Origin of the sequence: Streptomyces nigrescens, from assembly GCF_027626975.1 — a bacterium.
Classification (GTDB): domain Bacteria; phylum Actinomycetota; class Actinomycetes; order Streptomycetales; family Streptomycetaceae; genus Streptomyces; species Streptomyces nigrescens.
In genome coordinates, this window is the sequence record NZ_CP114203.1 from 198,350 (window position 1) to 217,692 (window position 19,343).

General features: G+C 69.5%; 9 protein-coding genes and 2 pseudogenes. 5 read left to right on the plus strand and 6 right to left on the minus strand.

The window, feature by feature from the left end; all coding sequences use genetic code 11:
- Positions 1 to 45: 45 nt before the first annotated feature.
- Positions 46 to 690 (minus strand): annotated as a pseudogene (locus STRNI_RS01030) (transporter); the annotation flags it as partial.
- A 71-nt stretch (positions 691 to 761) separates the two neighbouring features.
- Here STRNI_RS01030 and STRNI_RS01035 point away from each other — a divergent pair.
- Positions 762 to 1,973 (plus strand): tyrosine-type recombinase/integrase, encoded by a 1,212-nt coding sequence (locus STRNI_RS01035; RefSeq protein ID WP_277410292.1) that lies wholly within the window; start codon positions 762 to 764, stop codon positions 1,971 to 1,973.
- A complete protein-coding gene (locus tag STRNI_RS01040) occupies positions 1,970 to 4,432 on the plus strand; it encodes a site-specific integrase (RefSeq protein ID WP_277410293.1) in 2,463 nt (820 codons plus the stop codon). The genes STRNI_RS01035 and STRNI_RS01040 overlap by 4 nt, the downstream gene beginning before the upstream one ends.
- A 548-nt stretch (positions 4,433 to 4,980) precedes the next feature.
- On the opposite strand, the pseudogene STRNI_RS01045 reads toward STRNI_RS01040, so the two are convergent.
- Both STRNI_RS01045 and STRNI_RS01050 read right to left on the minus strand, forming a co-directional pair.
- A pseudogene (locus STRNI_RS01045) lies at positions 4,981 to 5,145 on the minus strand (transporter); the annotation flags it as partial.
- Positions 5,146 to 5,405: 260 nt separating this feature from the next.
- Positions 5,406 to 5,918 carry a GNAT family N-acetyltransferase gene (locus STRNI_RS01050; protein WP_109886506.1) on the minus strand — a complete coding sequence of 171 codons (513 nt, stop codon included), beginning with the start codon at positions 5,916 to 5,918 and terminating at the stop codon, positions 5,406 to 5,408.
- A 588-nt stretch (positions 5,919 to 6,506) separates the two neighbouring features.
- Between STRNI_RS01050 and STRNI_RS01055 the strand changes: the two genes are divergently transcribed.
- The gene (locus tag STRNI_RS01055) at positions 6,507 to 7,649 is read left to right on the plus strand and encodes a hypothetical protein (RefSeq protein WP_239471538.1); all 1,143 of its coding nucleotides are present in this window, start codon (positions 6,507 to 6,509) and stop codon (positions 7,647 to 7,649) included.
- Positions 7,650 to 7,723: 74 nt separating this feature from the next.
- On the opposite strand, the gene cas5 is transcribed toward STRNI_RS01055, so the two are convergent.
- A complete protein-coding gene (cas5, locus tag STRNI_RS01060; protein WP_266449274.1) occupies positions 7,724 to 8,329 on the minus strand; it encodes a CRISPR-associated protein Cas5 in 606 nt (201 codons plus the stop codon).
- On the minus strand, positions 8,326 to 9,042 hold the full coding sequence (gene cas7i / locus STRNI_RS01065) for a type I-B CRISPR-associated protein Cas7/Cst2/DevR (RefSeq protein ID WP_277410294.1): 717 nt from the start codon (positions 9,040 to 9,042) through the stop codon (positions 8,326 to 8,328). The genes cas5 and cas7i overlap by 4 nt, the downstream gene beginning before the upstream one ends.
- A 226-nt stretch (positions 9,043 to 9,268) precedes the next feature.
- On the opposite strand from cas7i, the gene STRNI_RS01070 reads away from it, so the two are divergent.
- Positions 9,269 to 9,991 (plus strand): DUF4232 domain-containing protein, encoded by a 723-nt coding sequence (locus STRNI_RS01070; protein WP_277410295.1) that lies wholly within the window; start codon positions 9,269 to 9,271, stop codon positions 9,989 to 9,991.
- 308 nt (positions 9,992 to 10,299) lie between these two features.
- Complete coding sequence (locus STRNI_RS01075) at positions 10,300 to 13,185, plus strand: AfsR/SARP family transcriptional regulator (protein ID WP_277410296.1); 2,886 nt, start codon at positions 10,300 to 10,302, stop codon at positions 13,183 to 13,185.
- A 61-nt stretch (positions 13,186 to 13,246) separates the two neighbouring features.
- On the opposite strand, the gene STRNI_RS01080 is transcribed toward STRNI_RS01075, so the two are convergent.
- Entirely contained in the window at positions 13,247 to 19,330 is a 6,084-nt protein-coding gene (locus STRNI_RS01080) for a non-ribosomal peptide synthetase (RefSeq protein WP_277410297.1), read from the minus strand.
- Positions 19,331 to 19,343: the final 13 nt, after the last annotated feature.

Sequence of the window (19,343 nt, forward strand, 5' to 3'; positions counted from 1 at the left end):
CCACAGCGCAACATGCTCCGCCCAGTCGGCCCAGAGGAGAAGCTCCTACGCCGCGGCGTAGCTGAGGCGGAACAGGTCTTGGGCACGTTCCAGGTCTCGGTTCGTGCGCAGCTGCAGCTCCAGGTCGCCCGTGCCGTGGTGGCCGAGCCCTGTCACGTCCCGGGTGAAGCCGGGAATGAGGCCGACCTCCTTTGGGTCGGCCTTGAGGTAAACGAGGAGCTTGGCCTGCTGTGGCGGGCAGACGCACGCGAAGTTCCGCAGCCGCTGGTAGGCACGGAACTGCTTGCGCTGCACCCGGGTGATGCCATCCCCAAGGCCGAGCAATGCCTCGTCGACCGCCGCAGCCAGGCCCGTCAGCGCGCCGTCCCGCCTGCGCGTGCTCGTAACGCCGGCCGCGCGACGGCGGGCCGCCGCGGGGGCAGCCTTCCGTCCGGTGTACGAAGCCACGGTCTCAAGGCCGATGTGGCCGTCGCCGAAGAGGCGGTAGCGGACCAGGTCGATGCTGCGCCGGTGCGCGCGCACGGCCTGGATGTCGTAGCGGGTGAAGCCGCCGGCCACACAGATCAGCCTCGGTGCACTCCACAGCACCTGGGACGCGGCCGTGGCCCCGATCCGATCGCGGGCCAGGTGCCCGAACTCGGCCCGGTGATCCATCAACCAGGACAGGTAGAAGAGTCCCTGGTTGATGACCTGTTGACTGAACTACTGGCGGAGTTTCTGCAGGTCAGTGACCTTGTGGTGGGGGCGTCGTTGAGCCGGCCGTGGAGGCATCGAGAGATCTGGCAGCCCTGTCCGTACCCCTGGTCGGGGAGCTGGTGGCCATGGATGATCCGTGGGATCCGTACCGGCTCATCGACCCGACCGGGGAATCGGTCGAGGGGGCTGGCGCCTTCCTGAGGGATCTGCAGGGAGCCGGTCGTTCGGCGGCGACTGCCCGTTCTTACGGGATGGATCTGCTGCGCTGGTTCCGCTTCTTGTGGGCTGTCGAGGTGCCATGGGACCGGGCGAGTCGGCTCGAGGCGAGAGACTTCTCCCGCTGGCTGCAGATCGCCGGCCAGCCGAGGCGTCCGCACTGGCGGCGCCCGAGTGAGGCGGGCCAGTGGTCTGCGGGCGGGACGCCGTACGCGCCGTCGGTGCGAGCGCACAGCGAGACAGTGCTGCGGACCTTCTACGACTTCCACCGCGACATCGGCACCGGTCCGGTCCTCAACCCGTTCCCACTGGACCGATCACGTCATGGGCGACGAGCGCACGCCCATCGCAACCCGATGGACCCGCCCCGCAACGAACGCAGTGGGCTCTACCGTCCGAGGGTGCCCAAGCGGGTGCCCCGCAGTGTCCCTGATGAGGAGTTCAACGAGATCTTCGCCCGGCTCCCGTCGCACCGGGACCGGGCCTTGGTCGCCTTCTACATCTCCACCGGTGCCCGGGCCAGCGAGCTGCTCAGTACATGGCAGGCAGGCGTGGATCCGGGGCGTCAGCTGATCTCGGTGGTCCGCAAGGGAACCCGGGAAGTCCAGGAACTCCCGGCCTCAACCGACGCGTTCGTCTGGCTGCGGCTCTACCAGGTGGAGATGGACGATGCGATCCCGTGCGGGCGGCGCCTCCCACTGTGGTGGACCCTGCGCTCGCCGTCGAGACCGCTGACCTACCACGCGGTTCACCGGATGTTCGAGCGGGCGAATGCCAAGGCGGGGACCTCTGCGACGCTGCATGCACTGCGGCACACCGCCGCCTACCGCATGGCCGAGGATCCCAGCCTGCCCCTCACCGATGTCCAATTCGTCCTCGGTCATGCCCAGTTGACCACGACACAGCTTTACCTCACGCCCCGCAAGGAGGTGGTGATCCGGCGGCTTCTGGCCCACCATGCCGAACAGACACGGCAGGCAGCAGCCCGCATCGCGCCTCCTCCCGCAGCCGACTACCGGCCGGAGAGTCTCGATGTGCTGTTCGGGACCGGTGCCCGGTGACCGCCACCTTGTCGGCACGCGCCGACCGCGCACCGGCACTCGGAGTTTCACCTGGGCGCACTCGCGCACTGGCCGCCCAGCAGCGCTTCCCCGCCCGGACCGTTCCCGAGAGCTGGCCGGGCACCGAGCGCTCGCGCGTCGAGGCGGCCCGGTTGCTGTCCCGTCCGCCCTACACGCTGAAGAACGCTGGCAGCGAACTGCACCACAAGCACGGCATCGTCATGGTGCTGGACTGGCTGGAAGACCAGCCCGGACAGACCTGGCAGGAACGGTGGCAGGCCAGCGGCATCGAGCAGGCCGGCGCCGCCTGGCGGCCAGTGATCAAGCAGTGGCTTCACGAGCGAGGCTTGAAGGTAGCCTGGCGTATGCCGGTAGTGGGCCGGGCTCTGACCACGGTGATCAGCGCTGAGCTGCTGCGGCCGTCGGTGGACTGGCTGGCCGCCGGAGCCAGCCGCCAAGGAGTGCTGGTCCGCTCCATGGCGCATAGCCGTGATCCGCGCGGATTTGAGCGCCTTCGTGAGCTGGGCTCTCAAGCCCAGGGCGTGCGGCCGGGCGCTGTCAGCACGACGCTCTGCCGCAGCGCCCTCATCCTCGCGGCGAAGGGCGGCACGTTGGCCGACATCACCATCGGCGACGTCCTGGAACTCCTCGATATCCAAGCCGTGGTGCTCAAGCGGGCGATGGCAGGGACCGAGGTGTTCTACCGTCTGCTGCACCAGTTCGGAGCCTTCGGAGAGGACGCCCCGCCGAATCTGCGCGCGGTCCGCAACCTGGGACAGCGCACTCCGGAGGAGCTGATCGACCGCTACGGACTGATCTGTCGTCCCGTTCGGGATCTGCTGGTGGACTATCTGCGGGAACGCCAGCCCGCGCTGGACCACAACAGCCTGAAGTCCCTCTCCTACCACCTCGGCAAGTGCTTCTGGCAGGACATCGAGCACCACCATCCCGGCGCCGACAGCCTCCGCCTCGCCCCGGACGTCATCGGGCAGTGGAAGCAGAGGATTCGCACCAAGGAAAAGACTGTCACCGACCCGGACGGCCGGCGCACGAGCACCAAGGTCGAGAGGCTCAATCACCGTGACACGCTCACCCAGGTGCGGGCCTTCTACCTCGATATCGCCCAGTGGGCACTGGAAGACCCCGGTCGCTGGGGCCCGTGGGTGGCACCGAGCCCGGTGAGGGCTGACGAGTTGGAGAACCGCAAACACCAACGACGACGCAAGGCGCGGATGGACGCCCGCACTCGCGAGCGCCTTCCGGTGCTGCCAGTCCTCGTCCGCTCGGTCGACCAGCGTCGCAGGGACGCGGCCGCGGTACTGGAAGCCGCCCGACAAACCCGCCCTGGCGAGGTGTTCACTGCTGCCGGTCAGCAACTCGTACGCGCGGTGGTTCCGCACGGAACGGCCGGCCGGATCTGGGCCGAGGCCCCGGGCACCAGCAAACGCCGCGATCTGGGGCTTGAGGACGAGCGGGCCTTCTGGACCTGGGCCGCGGTCGAGGTCCTGCGGAGCACCGGCATCCGCGTCGAAGAACTACTCGAACTCAGCCACCACAGCCTGGTCCAATACCGGCTGCCCACCACCGGTGAGCTCGTCCCCCTCCTGCAGATCGTGCCGTCCAAGACCGATACCGAGCGGCTGCTGCTGGTCAGCCCCGAGCTCGCCGACGTCCTGAGCGCGATCATCTGCCGAGCCCGGGACAGCACCGGCGCGGTTCCCCTGGTCCGTTCCTGGGACCGGCGCGAATGCGAGTGGCAGGCACCAGCCCCGTTGCTGTTCCAACGACGCATCTCCGGCGAGGACCGCGCGTTCACCGACGAAACCGTCCGCACGATGCTGGACCAGGCCCTCATCGCCACGGGACTAATCGACGCTACCGGCGACCCACTGCGTTACACACCGCACGACTTCCGCAGATTGTTCATCACCGACGCCATCCTCAACGGACTGCCACCGCACATCGCCCAGGTGATCGCAGGCCACCAGGACATCAACGTCACCCTCGGCTACAAAGCCGTCTATCCCGAGGAGGCAATTCAGGCGCACATGGCCTTCCTTGCCCGCCGCCGATCCCTCCGCCCCAGCGAGGAATACAGAGTCCCCACCGATGAGGAATGGCAGGAGTTCCTCGGCCACTTCGAACGACGCAAAGTCTCCATCGGCGCATGCGGCCGCGCATTCGGCGCTCCGTGCATCCACGAACACGCTTGCGTCCGCTGCCCGATGCTCTGGCCCGACCCCGCCCAGCGCGACCGGCTCGTCGAGATCCGCGACAACCTCCTCGACCGCATCGCCGAGGCCGAACGCGAAGGATGGCTCGGCGAGGTGGAAGGGCTTCAGGTGAGCCTTGCCGGAGCGGAGGAGAAACTCACCCAACTCGACCGGCGTCCCGCCAGCCGCAGCGTCGTCGACCTTGGCATCCCCTCCTTCGGCCAGATCGCGGACAGGCGGTCCTAGCAGGCCGCACTGTCAGTACCCTTCGACATGATGACGTGGTGACCACAAACGAAGCCCCAGATACGGCAGTTCAGAAGGCCCGGGAACGTCTCCAAGCTGCTATCGCTCATCATCCCCACCGTCCAGACCAGACAGACGAGGCAGATCGACGCCTACTCTCAGAGGCCACCTGGCGGAAGGTGAGGGAACTGGGATCGCCATGGGAAGAGCCCGGCGAGCGGCTCTATGTGCTTGGTTTCAACGGGCCGGTCCCATACGTCAAGGCAGGCCGGTCCAAACACATGAAGAAACGCCTGGCACGGCATGAGACCGATGCGGCCATACACGGAGCCTTCCTATACGACGGGTGGGCTTCGCCGCCATACCTCACTGTCCGGGACTGGGAGACCGCCGCCCTCAGAGCAATGCGACGTCTCCCTCATCCGGTCACTCGCGTCGGTGAATACTTCCACAATCTCGATTTTGAGCAAGCGGTGGGAGTCGCCCAACGCGCCAAACCTCTATTCATGGATATCCTGTCGATCTGGGATCGTGACGGCCTTTCTTAGTTCAGAGAACACACCTGCGTCCGTGCCGCGCTTGTATTCCACGAGGACGGGTGCCCCGTTCTCGTCGATGCCCAGCGAGTCGATGCGCCCGCCGTGGACGGAACCGGTGCTGTACTCACTCGCCAGGAACCGGACTCCCAGCATCGTCTCCATGTGCGCCTCAATGAGAGCGGTGCACGAGGGACAGTCCGTCTGCCCGCAGTTGCTGGTCGCCGCCGGGTCCTCGCCGCCGTGATGCGTACAACACCGGTGGAGGACGGCCACATCCCACCGCTCCAGGGTGTCGGCCTGCGGGGTGTCGCAGAGTCCGTCGTCGTATGAGATGCGTAGGTGCAGTCGCCGGGCAGCGTGGAGGGCTCGATCACTGCGGCAGCGTAGCCGTCGATGCGCGGACGCCCGTGACCGCGGCATCGGCCGTAAAGGGCTCAGCCGCAGTACATGATCTGAGGGTGTCCGTGCTCGACCATCTCGCCGCACTCGCGCATCCCGACGGCCTCCAGCAGGCGGCGCGAGGCTCGGTTCGCGGTCTGCGTGACGGCAACGACCCGGTCGGTTCCGGGCAGGCTCCTCGCCCACACGAGGGCGGCGGCCACTGCCTCGCGGCCGACGCCAGCCCCCCAGTGCTCGGGCAGGAGGGTGTAGGACACCTCGGTGGCACCGCGCCCGGAGTGCGGGTCGATGGTGATCATGCCGATCGTGGCGTTCGTATCGCGCGCCGTGATGGCAAAGGTTCCGGGACTGCCCGGAAGGGTGCGACGCCGCACGGCGATCTTCGCCTCGCTCACCGGCCCGCCCAGGTATCGCCGCACCCGCTCGTCCCTCCAGAGCCGCTCGGCAACGCGCAGATCGTCCTCGGCGACCGGACGCAGAACAAGTCGCGGCGTCTGCACGTTGGCCGGCCACCAGTTGCCGTCTGATGCACGGACGAGGTCAGGCATTCACCGATCCTGGCACTACCGGCGGGGCACTCGGGCTGATTCGGCGCAAATGACGATTACGAGCCGAGGATGAGGACCGGCCCGGCCAGCGGGCGTTGCCGCTGGTGGTGCAGCAGAACACCACCGCGCACATCCCATGGCACGAAGCCGCAGCGGTTTCTCACGGCGGGGCGCCCTCGGAGGTACGGACGGGACGGCGGCACAGCCCTGTGGTCGGGACTCGCTCCACCCCTGCACTGTGACTGAGCGCCCAAGTTGGCCAGTCTGAGCATCACAGTTGGCCACACCTCGCGCCTCGCTGCGGAGAGCGCACGAGTCGGCGCGAACTACCGGGACTGGAACCACCAAATCCCCCCAGTCACGACGGCGCTGCCAGCTGCGTACGCAGCACCTCGGATCATGGCGAACCCCGCGGCCCTAAGCATGTGTCGAGGCCCCTTGCGGAAACGGCTTGTCATTTGATCTTCCCCTCTGACCTGGTTGCCGTGCGCACAACGCGCGGCAGGCGTATGCCGTATGGCTCAGTAGGCCAACACGTCCCACGGTGAGGACCCCTGTGAATCGCGGGGTTCTAACTAGACTGACCCCGTGGTGTGGAAAGAGCCCAGTGCCGCCGAAAGGCGACTGCGTGAGCAGCTTGCGGCGCACGGGCTATCAGTGAGCTGGGCGAAGATCCGCCGATGGCGGGAGTTCGGTGCGCTCCCCTGGAAGAAACAGCACGGCCTGGGGCGTGGGTCTGGGTCCACCTCGGAACTCCTCCCGGAGACGTTCGCGGTCGCTGAGGCCCTGGCTTTGGCCACCACCAAGAAGAGGCCCCTGGAGCAGGCGGTACTCCACGTGTTCACCACGCACCCGCGGTTCGATCAGGTCCTTGCGTCTCCGTCGGTCCCGCTACCCGAACGTGCGGTTCGACGGGCTCTGGCCTGGTATATGGCCCGGGAAGACTCCCATCCACTTGCCGCCATCGAGAAGGCCGCCCAGTCCGCAGGCAGCTGCCCCGACAAGGCCATAGACGCCGCCCTGGAGTCGGCTCACCGCTATTTCCCCAAGCTGTACCGCCAGGCGAAGCAAAGAAGGCACCCGCCGGGCACGACAGTGCCCGACAACCTCGCCGACGCCGACGGTCTCGCGACTTTCGCCGTGGCCACGGTGCTCGGCTTCGAGAACTTCGGCGCCGACGCCATCGTGGAGGCAGTCAGCAAGTCGCTACCGGAACTCGCTGACGAGTACGGCAAACAGGTCTTCGCCCATTTGAGTAAGGCCGTCCGAGAGGCAGAAGGCGACGGCGGGAGCCCATTTCTCCGCCGCCCTCACTGGCCCTCACTCCAAGACCGGGTCCAGAGAATGGAACAGGTCGAGTATCGGGTGATCTGCACGGTCCGCGACGTGCTGGCGCTTCTCGTAGAAGCCTCCCCTGCGCTGGCTTTGGCCCGGAGAGCAGGGGTCGAAGATCCGGACGTACTGCACGTTGAGGCAACTCGGGCCTCAAACCGGCGCACGGACGAATACCTGAGGCGGGCCGAGGCCATCAGCCGCCGTCCCGGGGAGCTGGCCTGGAAAGACTTCACCGGCCTTCTCCTCAACGTGTGCACTACGCCGCGACGGCTGAGCACGTTCCAGGAGGATGTGACGGCGCTCGACCCTGCCTTGAACGACGTGCCGGGCCTTGGCCGTCGCATACTCGCGAGCCGTAGCCTACCCACCATCAGCTCGGATGGCGGCGAGGCATGAGGCCCCCAAGCGCCGTCGTCGTACCCGGCATCCTGGTAGGCGCCGCGCACGCGATGGCGGCCGGCCGGCAGGTCTCACCACAGGTAGTCGCTCCAGCGGGTGCTCATCCGGTCGGTCGAGATGGACGCCGCCATGCGGTGGGCGACCGCGGACGGCACGTCGTGACCGGAGACCGGCGCCAGCGCATGCCCCACGATCGCCTCCTCGACAGGCTCCAGCACCACCTGAGCACGCGCTTCGACATGGACGAGATCCTGCGACCGGCCCAGGCGCAGTGCCCAGCGCGGTCGCCGGAACGCCCGCGCGACACGGTCGCCCTCCCTACCCGGCAGCCACACCGTCAGGTGCACGCCCGTCAGGAAGGGGCGGCTGCGGAGCGTCATACCGCCCTTCCCGGCACGCACCCGCCCGGACACAGCCGGGTTCAGGCCGGTGGCGTCGATGGGGCGATACGTCTCGGCGTCCACGCCCTCGCCCTCGGAGCAGGCCGTCATCCCGAAGGCCAGGGACTCGCAGGGCGCGCCAGTAGCAGCGGCGAGCAGTCCCCGCACCGTCGAGGGCGGCAGCACCGGAAGGCCCCGGGTGAGGCCAGGGAAGAACGGATCACGGAAGGACGCCACGGGGGCGTAGAACTCAAGCCGCCAAGCGGGCAGCGGCTCGCCGCACGACACCTCGGTCACCGGGCGGGATCCTCGAACCAGGCGTCCAGCGCCGTGGACCGCATCTCGGCCGCCAGCCCGCGCAGGACCGCCCGCGGATGGTCGATCACGACGGTCTGCTCGGCGAGTTCCTCCGCGCACTCCTTCTCGAAGTCCTCGCGCAAGTCATCGCGGAATCCGGGACGCCAGCCGATGCGCACCGGGGCCTCCCACTCCCCCTCCCACGCGGCCAGTTCCTTGCGCAGCACGTCGCCGCGCACCCGCAAGCCCGTCTCCTGATCGCCGTCGATCACATGGGCGAGCGGGTTGACGCCCCCCTTGAAGGGGACCAGCACGATCAACGACGGGACTCGGTCGCCGTAGTGCAGCGCCTGCTTGGCTCCGCCGCTGAGGTGGGCCAGCGACTCCAGAAGCAGTGCGGCCCGTCGCTTGCGCTCCTCGATCGGCAGCCGCACGGCGTGCCGATCCCGGAACGTCGTAGCGGTGGCACCGGAGGCCGCCGCTTCAGCGACCTGCAGGGCCTGCTCGCCGGTCAGGTAGTTCGGACGTCCAACGCCATTGGCACCCGGCAGCGTGAAGGTGCCGATCCTCGGCACGTCCAGGAGAAACGGGGACGCGAGGTCGGCGGTGTAGAACTCGTGGCCGTGCAGCTGACGCGATCGGCGAGTACCTCGACGCGGCGCTGGACTACAACCGTGCCGATGCCGAGGTCGCGGCACCCGCAGAGTCGTCATCCGACGGCTAGGGCGTGTCTCCCCCTAGCGGCATGCCGCAGATCGGCCCCGTTCGAGGCAGGCGGGCCCACACCCCGCTCGGTACCGACGAGGCCGAACCGGGCGCCGGGGCGTTAGCGGGACATCAGCCGGGCGTGAGCCAAACGCCAGCGGATCCGGCCAGGCTGGTCTCGCGGCGGGAAAGCGAATCCGCGAGTCCCGCACGATCACACGGGGGAACCTCAGCATGCGCACATCGCGAATCAGCACCACCGTCCTGGCCGCCACCGCCACCGCCGCCGCACTGGCCCTGACCCTGACCGCCTGCGGCGGCTCGGACAGCGCCGCCGGCACGAGCCGGAGCGGCAGCACGGCCGACGACTCGAAGGCCTCGGACAAGACCTCGGAAACGGGCGGCGGCAAGGGGACGGGGGCGCAGGCGATCACTGCCACCGGACACGGCGCTTCCGCTTCCGGCTCGCAGGCCGCCCACGGCTCGCAGGCCGGCTCCGGCAAGGTGATCACCGTCGGCTCCACGGACACTCGCCAGTGTCACGGCGACGAGATCTCCTACTCCGTACTGCACCGCTTCCCGAAGCAGCAGGGCGAGCACCTCCTGATCACCGCGCGGAACGCCGACTCCAAGCCCTGCTGGGTCACTTCGTACCCGTCCGTCATTCTCGGGGACACCTCGAACGTCCTGCGCCTCTCCCCCAAGGACGCCCCGGGCGGTAACACCCGCATCACCCTCGAGCCCGGCGGCAAGGTCTACTCCGCCGTGAACCTCTTCACCGACAGCGCGGCCACCCACACATCGGGGACCCTCTCCCTCGCCCTGCGCGACCAGACCGGCGACACGGGACCAGCCACCGAACAAGACACCTTCGACGGCAAGGGCGTGCCCTCGAAGTTCAGCTGGACCAGCGCCGACGTCACCAACTGGAACACCACCAAGCCCTACGACTTCTGAAACAAGTTTCGCTCGGATGCCGTGCGGGTCCCCTGCTCGCCGCCACCACCCCTCACTCAGTCGCCGCGACATCGGTACTTCCGTGGGCATTTGGCCCTACTCATGCGTCCCGACGCGTCAACACCGGTTTCCTGTCGGTTAGTTGGTATACAGGAGCAATGTCACACTTATCCGCACTACACGGAGTGGCCCACCTCCGGCTGCTCGGTCCCGTCGAATATGTTTCGGCTGACGGAACGGCCGGACGGCCCGGAGCGCCGGGGCCACAGGCCGTAATGGCGGCGCTGGCGCTCCGTGCGAGGACCCTGGTGACGATCGATCAGCTGGTGGACGGTCTGTACGACGACGATCCGCCCGCCTCCGCCCGCCGAGTGATCGTGAACTATGTCCATCGGCTGCGAACATACCTCGACCGCGCGCACGCGGCGGGCGGGAAGGGTGGCGCCGCGGCAGGTGGAGACGGTGGGGCCACGGTCATCGGGACCATGGCGGACGGCTATGTCCTGCGACTGCCGGCCGAGCGTGTCGACGCTCTGCTGTTCGGCCAACTCACGCTGCGGGCCCGGCGCGCGGCCGCGCAGGGCGATCCCGCGTACGCCGCGTCCGTCCTGAAGGGGGCGCTCGGTATGTGGCAGGGCCCGGCGCTGGCCGGGCTTCCCGGGCCCTACGCGCAGGAGCAACGCCGGGCGCTGGCCGAACAGCGGGCCTCGGCGACGGAGCACCACCTGGAGCTGTCGCTGGCGTGCGGGCGGCACGAGGAGGTGGTGCCGGAGATCCTGTGCGCTCTGGAGGCCTATCCGTACCGGGAGCGGCTGCACGGTGCGCTGATGCTGGCCCTGTACCGGTCGGGGCGGAGCGCCGATGCGCTGCTGGCCTACGATCACGCCCGCCAGGTACTCGCGGACGAGATGGGCATCGATACGGGCCCCGCCCTCGACGAGTTGCACGCCGCGGTGCTGGCGGGTGACCGGACTCTGTTGGCGGTTCCTGATACGGCGAGGACCGCTGCCGTCCCGGCGGAGGTGCAGGTGCGGTCGGCCGTCCCCGCGCTGGGGGTACCCGCCCAGTTGCCGGCTGTACCGTGCGACTTCACCGGGCGGCACGACGAGGTCTGCACCCTGGTCGCCGCGCTCAGCGGGCACGCCGCGCACCCCGTCGCGGTCATCACAGGGATGGGCGGCATAGGCAAGACCTCGTTGGCCCTGCGCACCGGGCATGCGGTCATGGGGTCCTTCCCCGACGGCCAGTTGTACGCCGAACTGCGCACACCGTGTGGCGCTCCTGGTGACCCGGCCGACGTTCTGGCCGGTTTCCTGACCTCACTGGGCGTGCCGCACGAGCGCCTGCCGGCTTCGGTGAGCGACCGCGCGGCACTGTTCCGCACCCTGCTGTCGGACCGCGCCGTGCTGGTGGTGCTGGACAATGCCGCCAGCGTCGCCCAGGTCGAGCCGTTGCTGCCCGGCGCCGACCAGTGCGCGGTCCTGGTCACCGCCCGTGCGCTGGCGGCGCTGCCGGCCGCCGTCAAGGTGTCGCTGGAGGGCCTCGAACCCCACGATTCCGTGGAACTGATCGGCAAGGTCGCCGGTATCCAGCGGGTCGAGGAGGAGCCGGACGCCGTCGCGGCACTCGCCGCCGCCAGCGGCCATCTGCCGTTGGCGCTGCGGGCGATCGGCGCTCGCCTCGCGCTCCGGCCGGCCTGGCCGGTCGCCACGCTGCTGTCCCGGATGTCCGACGATGCCAGGCTGCTCGGGGAACTGCGGGTCGGTGAGCTGACGGTCGAGGCGGTGTTCGAACAGTCGTACGCGCAGCTCTCCCCGCAGCGGGCCCGGGCGTTTCTGAAATTGTCCCTTCCGCACTGCGTCGAGTTCGGTGTGAAGGGCGCCGCCGCGGTTCTCGAACTTCCGGAGCGGGAGGCGGAGGACGCACTGGAAGCCCTGGTCGACGCGGTACTCCTGGAGACTCGCGCACCTGGCCGCTACCGCTACCACGATCTGGTCGGGGCGTATGCGCGGGCGACGGCCCGAGTGGAGCTGACCGACGAGGAACTCCGCCAAGTCGTGTGCCGCGCCGCCGACTTCATGTGTGCCAGTGTCGCCGGAGCGGTCCTGGCGACCCAGCCGCTGGGCGGTCGGCTGACCTCTGAGCTGCGACCGCGGCGGTCGGCGGGCGAGGACGTGGGGACCGGCCAGGAGGCGATGCGGTGGATACAGAGAGCGCTGCCCACCGTGGCCGCCGTGGCGGAGCAGGCGGCCGGCAGCGGAGACCCGGAGGCGGTGGCGCTCGCCGTCGACGGGCTGATGCTGACCCCTTGCTTCGAGGAGACCGTGCCCCTCGGGATGTTGGCGCCGGCGGCCACCGCTCTGGTGCGGTCCGCGGTGGCGTACTGCGACGAGGACGTGGTGGGCACAGCTCATTACGCGGCCGGGGTGATCCTCAAGAAGCACTCCTCGCTCGACTGCCTCGACCGCTCACGGGCGCATCTGCTGAAGGCGCTGGAGATCTTCGGTGAGTCTCCCGCACCAGCCGATGGCCTCCGCCCTTTCCTGACGGTTCTCTTCACCCATGCGATGCTGGCCCACCTCGACGCCATGTGCGCCGACTTCGCCTCGGCCCGCGCCCATGCGGAGCGGTCGGTGGAGATGGCATTGGTCACCGGCGATCAGGGGCTGGTCACACGGCGGCGCACCCTTCTGCTCCAGATCCGGGCCCAGGACCCCGGCAGCAGGAGGGACCTGGCCCGGATCCGCGAGCAGTGCCGGGAGCTGGCCGCCCTGCTGACCTGCGGCAATGACGTGAAGTGGCTGATCCGGGTGATGACGACGGAGGCGGACACCCTGTTGTACGGCGGGCGCCCCGCGGAGGCGGCCGCGCTCTACCGCCAGGTGTTGCAACGTACCCGGACCAGCGGCCATGCCAGGAACGAGACCGAGTGCCTGTACCGGCTCGCCGAGGCGCTGCTGCTGACCGGGGACAACGATGCCGCCGTCGACCATGCGCAGCAGGCTCTTCAAGGCGCTCAACTCGCCCAGGAACACCTGCTGATGGCGCGCAGTCACCAGGCTCTCGGCAGGTCCCTTCAGGCCGTCCGGGCCGAGCAGGTGGACGGGGAAGCGGCGGGGCATCTGGAGAAGGCCGCGGAACTGTACCGGGTTCTCGGACTCCATACGGGTTCCGGGGCCGCGGCCGGTCACTGACCACGTCCCGCCCGGACTCCGCTGGGAATCCGGGCGGGACGCGATCAGCCGCACTGTGGCCTCACTTCCTGCGCCCGGCACACCAGTTGGCCAGCACCGGGCCGATCTGCGCGAGCTGCTCGGGGCGGGTCAGCTCGCCGTGCGCGCCACGTACGGGTGTGACGGCGAGCCGGCCCGCCACGTGGGGCCGCCAGGCCTGCGGGCGCTGCATGCCCGGAAGCCAGCCCTCGGTGGCCTCGAAGAACAGCACATCACCCCGGAACGAGCGCGGAACGAATCCGTCCTGGAGGCGGCTGTTGCGCGCGAACACCCGGACCATGGCCGCCAGGCCCTGTTCCCCGAGCAGGGCGAGCGGGCCGGCCGTGGAGTCCGCCTGGTGCCCGAGGGAGTCGAACAGGGCCTGCCGCAAATCTTCCGCGTCCTGTGCGTCGTCCCCGTCCGTCCCTGATCCGCTCTTCTTCGCCCTTCCCTTGTCGTGGCCGTCGACGGTCGCGCTCGACGGGTAACTGTCCATCAATACGAGCGAGTTGACCTTCTGCCCGGCCTCCTGGAGCCGTACCGCCATCTCGTGGGCTACCACCCCGCCGAAGGACCAGCCGAGGAGCGAGAAGGGGCCGTCCGGCTGTACCGACCTGATCTGCGCGAGGTAGGCCTCCACCATCTCCGTCATGCTTTCCGGAGCCGCATCGGGCTCGGTGAGCCCGTGTGCCTGGAGGCCGTACACGGGCTGGTCGGGTGCCAGGTGGCGGAGCAGCCCGGAGTACACCCAGCTGGTTCCGGCCGCCGGGTGGACGCAGAAGAGCGGCTCGGGGGGTGTGGCGCCCCGTGTGCGGGACGGCGTGGCCGCCCGGCGTACGGAGCGCAGCGGGAGCAGGACCGCGAGGGAGTCGTCGGGCGTGTCCTGCGAGAGCCGGTCGGCGAGTCCGGCGACGGTGGGGGTATCGAACAGGGTCCTGATGCCCAGCTCGGCGCCGAGCACCGAACGCGCCCTGGCGATCAGGCGGGTGGCGAGCATCGAGTGGCCGCCCAGGGCGAAGAAGTCGTCGTCGATGCCCACTTCGGGCACCCCGAGGACCTCGGCGAACAGGCCGCACAACAGCTCCTCGCGTACCGTTCGCGGGCCTCGGCGGTGCTCCGCCGTCCTCTCCCCCGGTGCCGGCAGCATCCGCCGGTCGAGCTTTCCGCGTGAGGTCAGCGGCAGGGCGTCCAGGAACACGAAGGACGACGGCACCATGTGGCGGGGCAGCGACGCCGTGGCGAGGCGGCGCAGCTCCCTGGCGTCCGCCCGGCCCTGCTCCGTGGGAACCACATAGGCGACCAGCTTGCGCTCCCCCGGCTGGTCCTCGCGGACGATCACGGTCACCTGGCGGACCGCGTCGTGTCCGGCGAGCACCGACTCCACCTCGCCGGGTTCGATCCGGAAGCCGCGGACCTTCACCTGGTCGTCGGTGCGGCCGATGTATTCCAGGACACCGTCGGCGCTCCAGCGCGCCAGGTCCCCGGTCCGGTACATGCGCTCCCCCGGCTCTCCGAACGGGCAGGCCACGAACCGCTGTGCCGTCAGCCCCGGCCGGCCCAGGTAGCCGCGGGCCGTCCCCGCTCCGGCCAGATACAGCTCGCCGACCACCCCGGCGGGCAGAGGCCGCAGGCCCACGTCGAGCACGTACATGCGGTTGTTGCCGATCGGCCGGCCGATCACCGGCCGCTCGTGTTCCGCCGCCGCGCCGTGCGAGACGTACACGGTGCACTCCGTCGGGCCGTAGGTGTTGAAGCCCTCGGTCCCGGAAGTGGCGCGGAGTTCGCTCCACAGCGCCTGGTCGACGGCCTCGCCGCCGAGCTCGACGATGCGCGGTTGCGAGGGCTGCCCTGCGGACAGCATGCCCGCCGTCATCAGCTGCCGGCAGTACGTCGGCGAGATCTCCATGTAGTCGATGCCCGCGGCGCCGATGTACTCGACCATCGCCTCCGGGTCGCGGCGGACCTCGTCGTGCACGAGGTGCAGTTCATGGCCGCCTATCAGCCACAGGACGGGTTCCCAGGAGGAATCGAAGGTCAGCGGCCCGGTCACCAGGGCACGGATCCGGTGGTCCCCGGCGGCCGCCACCTGTGACGCGAACACCACGAAGTGGGCGTGGAACAGGTTGCTGAGATTGCGGTGCTCCACGGCCACCCCCTTCGGCCGGCCCGTCGAACCCGAGGTGTAGATGACGTAGGCAAGGTGGTCCGGGCGCAGCGGTACGGGCCGGTCCGCAGGGTGCGGGTCGACCGGCGCGTACCGGCTGAGGGACTGAAGTACGACAGGGTCGTCGAGAACCAGCACCTCAAGCGAGGGATCGGCCCCCGGCCGGAGCCGGGCCACGTTCTCCGTGTCGGTCAGCAGGAAGGACGGCGCGGCGTCCGCCAGCATCAGGGCGATCCGGTCCTCGGGGTACTCCGGGTCCATGGGCACGTAGCAGCAGCCCGCTTTGAGTGCGGCCAGCAGCGCGACGATGTGCTCGCCGGCCCGTGGGAGCAAGGTGGCCACGCGCTGTTCCGGCCGGATGCCCTGGCTGATCAACAGCCACGCCAGTCGGTTCGCGCGGGCGTTCAGCTCGCGGAAGGTCAGGGTGCCGTCGGCGTCGACCACCGCCGTGGCATCGGGGTTGTTCCGTACCTGCTCCTCGAAGATCTCGTGCACCGGCCGGTCGTCCGGCAGCGGAAGGGCGGTGTCGTTCCACCCGGAGAGGATCCGGACGCGCTCCTGTGGGGAGAGCAGCTCCATCGCTCCGATGGGAGTGTCCGGGGCGGCGCCGGCGGTGGTGAGGAGGCGCAGCAGCCGCTGGGTCAGGGCCTCGGCGGTGGCATGTTCGAACAGGTCGGCCGAGTAGTGCAGCAGGCCGTCGACGCCGTCGGGGCTGCCGGCGGCCCCGTGCCGTTCGGTGAAGGTGAAGTCGAGGTCGACTTTGGTGGGGGCGGTGTCGAGGGGTTGGGGGGTGATGGTGGTGCCGGGGAGGTCAAGGGTGCCTTCGGCGTTGTTCTGGAGGACGAGCATGGTCTGGAAGAGGGGGTGGCGGGCCGTGCTCCGGTCCGGATTCAGCCTCTCCACCAGCTGCTCGAAGGGCAGATCCTGGTGCGCGAACGCCGCCAGATCGCCTTCCCGTGTCCGGGCGAGCAGCTCACCGAACGACGGATTGCCCGAGGTGTCCGTCCGCAGCACCAGCGTATTGACGAAGAACCCGACGATGTCGTCCAACGCCTGATCGGTTCGGCCCGCCGTCGCGGTACCCAACGGGATGTCCGTACCGGCCCCCAGCCGCGTCAACAGCGCCGCCAGCCCCGCCTGAAGCACCATGAACAGCGTCGCACCCTGCTCACGCGCCAGCGACTCAAGACGCCCATGCAGGTCGGCGGGCAACTGAAAGTGGACGAGGCCGCCGGAGTGGGTGGGCCGGGGCGGACGCGGCCGGTCGGTGGGGAGAGCGAGTTCCTGCGGAAGGTCCCTCAGCGTCCCGGCCCAGAATGCGGCCTGCTCCTTGCCCACGTCCGCCAGAAGCTCACGCTGCCACAGCGTGTAATCCGCGTACTGGACCGCCAGCGCCTCCCACACAGGAGCACTGTCGGTGAGGCGGGCGCGATAGGCCATGGACAGATCGCGCAGCAGGGGCACCAACGACCAGCCGTCGCTGGCGATGTGATGCAGGGTCAGCAGGAGTAGGTGGTCGTCGGGGGCGACGGTGAACAGCGTGACCCGTAGGGGCAGTTCCTCGGCGAGGTCGAAGGGCGTGAAGGCCGCGGCGTGGAAGCGGGCGGAGATCTCGTCGGCGGAGCACGGCACCACGGTGACCTCGACGGCGGCCTCTTCGGGGGCGAGCAGCTGCTGGCGCGGTTCGCCGTCGTGGGCGGGGAAGACTGTGCGCAGCGCCTCATGGCGCCCGACCACATCGTTGACGGCGGACTGGAGGGCGTCCACATCCACCGGGCCCCGCACCCGGAAGGCGAACGGCGCGTTATAGGTCGGACTCTGCTCCAGACGGTCCAGGAACCACAGCCGCTGCTGCGCGAACGACAGCGGCACCACCGCAGGCCGCGCCCGCGCCGTCACCGCCGGCCGGGCCGCGGCACCATCGGCCAGCAGATCCGCCAGCCCTGCGGCCGTCGGGGACCCGAAGAACTCCCTGACGCCCAGCTCCACACCCAGCACCGAACGGATCCGGCTCAGCAGTCGAGTGGCCAGCAGCGAGTGGCCGCCCAGGGCGAAGAAGTTGTCCGTCACGCCCACCGTCGGCACACCCAGCACCTGGGCGAACAGCTGACACAGCACCTCCTCCCGCGCCGACCGCGGCCCCCGCTCCCCCCTCTCGGCACCGTCGGGGCCGTTCCCGGACGTCGCACCGGCAGCTGCGGCACCCGCGGCACCGTCAGGCTCGGACGCGCGGCGGGCGGGGAGACGATGTTCGGCCGTCCGGTCCAGCAATGCCCGCTGCTCTGCCCGCGACGCGAAGATCTCCAGCGAACCGATGGCAGTGTCCGGTGCGTCCACTGCGGCGTCGAGAACGCGGATGAGGAGGCGGATCAGCGTGTCCGCGGTGCTGCGGTCGAACAGATCGGTGGCGAACTGGAGGATGCCGGACATGCCCAGGGGGCGTTCGTCGGCGTCCCGCTCCTCCGTGAAGCTCCAGCCGAGGTCGAATTTGGAGGGGGCGGTGTCGAGGGGTTGGGGGGTGATAGTGGTGCCGGGGAGGTCAAGGGTGCCTTCGGCGTTGTTCTGGAGGACGAGCATGGTCTGGAAGAGGGGGTGGCGGGCCGTGCTCCGGTCCGGATTCAGCCTCTCCACCAGCTGCTCGAAGGGCAGATCCTGGTGCGCGAACGCCGCCAGATCGCCTTCCCGTGTCCGGGCGAGCAGCTCACCGAACGACGGATTGCCCGAGGTGTCCGTCCGCAGCACCAGCGTATTGACGAAGAACCCGACGATGTCGTCCAACGCCTGATCGGTTCGGCCCGCCGTCGCGGTACCCAACGGGATGTCCGTACCGGCCCCCAGCCGCGTCAACAGCGCCGCCAGCCCCGCCTGAAGCACCATGAACAGCGTCGCACCCTGCTCACGCGCCAGCGACTCAAGACGCCCATGCAGGTCGGCGGGCAGTTCGAAGCGTATGAGGCCGCCGGAGTGGGTGGGCTGCGGGGGCCGCGGCCGGTCGGTGGGGAGCGCCAGCTCCTGCGGAAGATCCTGGAGCGCCTCGGCCCAGAATTCCGCCTGCTGCCCACCCACCTCCGCCAGAAGCTCACGCTGCCACAGCGTGTAATCCGCGTACTGGACCGCCAGCGCCTCCCACACAGGAGCACTGTCGGTGAGGCGGGCGCGATAAGCGGCCGACAGATCGCGCAGCAACGGAGCTTCCGACCAGCCGTCGCTGGCGATGTGATGCAACGTCAAGAGCAGTACGTGCTCGTCGGGAGCGGTCGTGAACAGCGAGGCGCACAAGGGCAGTTCGACCGCCAGGTCGAAGGGGGCGAACGCCGCGTCATGGAAGAGGGAGGCCAGCTCCTCGGCGGCACACGGCACCACCGCCACCTTCACCGTCGCATGCTCGGGTGCCAGGATCTCCTGGAAAGGCTCGTCGTCGCGGACGGGGAAGACTGTGCGCAGCGCCTCATGGCGCCCGACCACATCGTTGACGGCGGACTGGAGGGCGTCCACATCCACCGGGCCCCGCACCCGGAAGGCGAACGGCGCGTTATAGGTCGGACTCTGCTCCAGACGGTCCAGGAACCACAGCCGCTGCTGCGCGAACGACAGCGGCACCACCGCAGGCCGCGCCCGCGCCGTCACCGCCGGCCGGGCCGCGGCACCGTCGGCCAGCAGATCCGCCAGCTCCGCCACGGTCGGCGAACCGAACAGTTCGCGGACGCCCAGCTCGACGCCCAGCACCGAACGGATCCGGCTCAGGAGCTGGGCGGCCCTGAGCGAATGGCCGCCCAGGGCGAAGAAGTTGTCCGTCACCCCCACCGTCGGCACACCCAGCACCTGGGCGAACAGCCGGCACAACACCTCCTCCCGCACCGACCGCGGACCCCGCTCGCCCCTCCCGGCACCGCCGGGGCCGTCCCCGGGCGGGACTGTGGCGTCGGTCTGCTCCGCGGCCGCGGGGCTTTGCGCTTGCGTCATGGTGCTCCTCCCT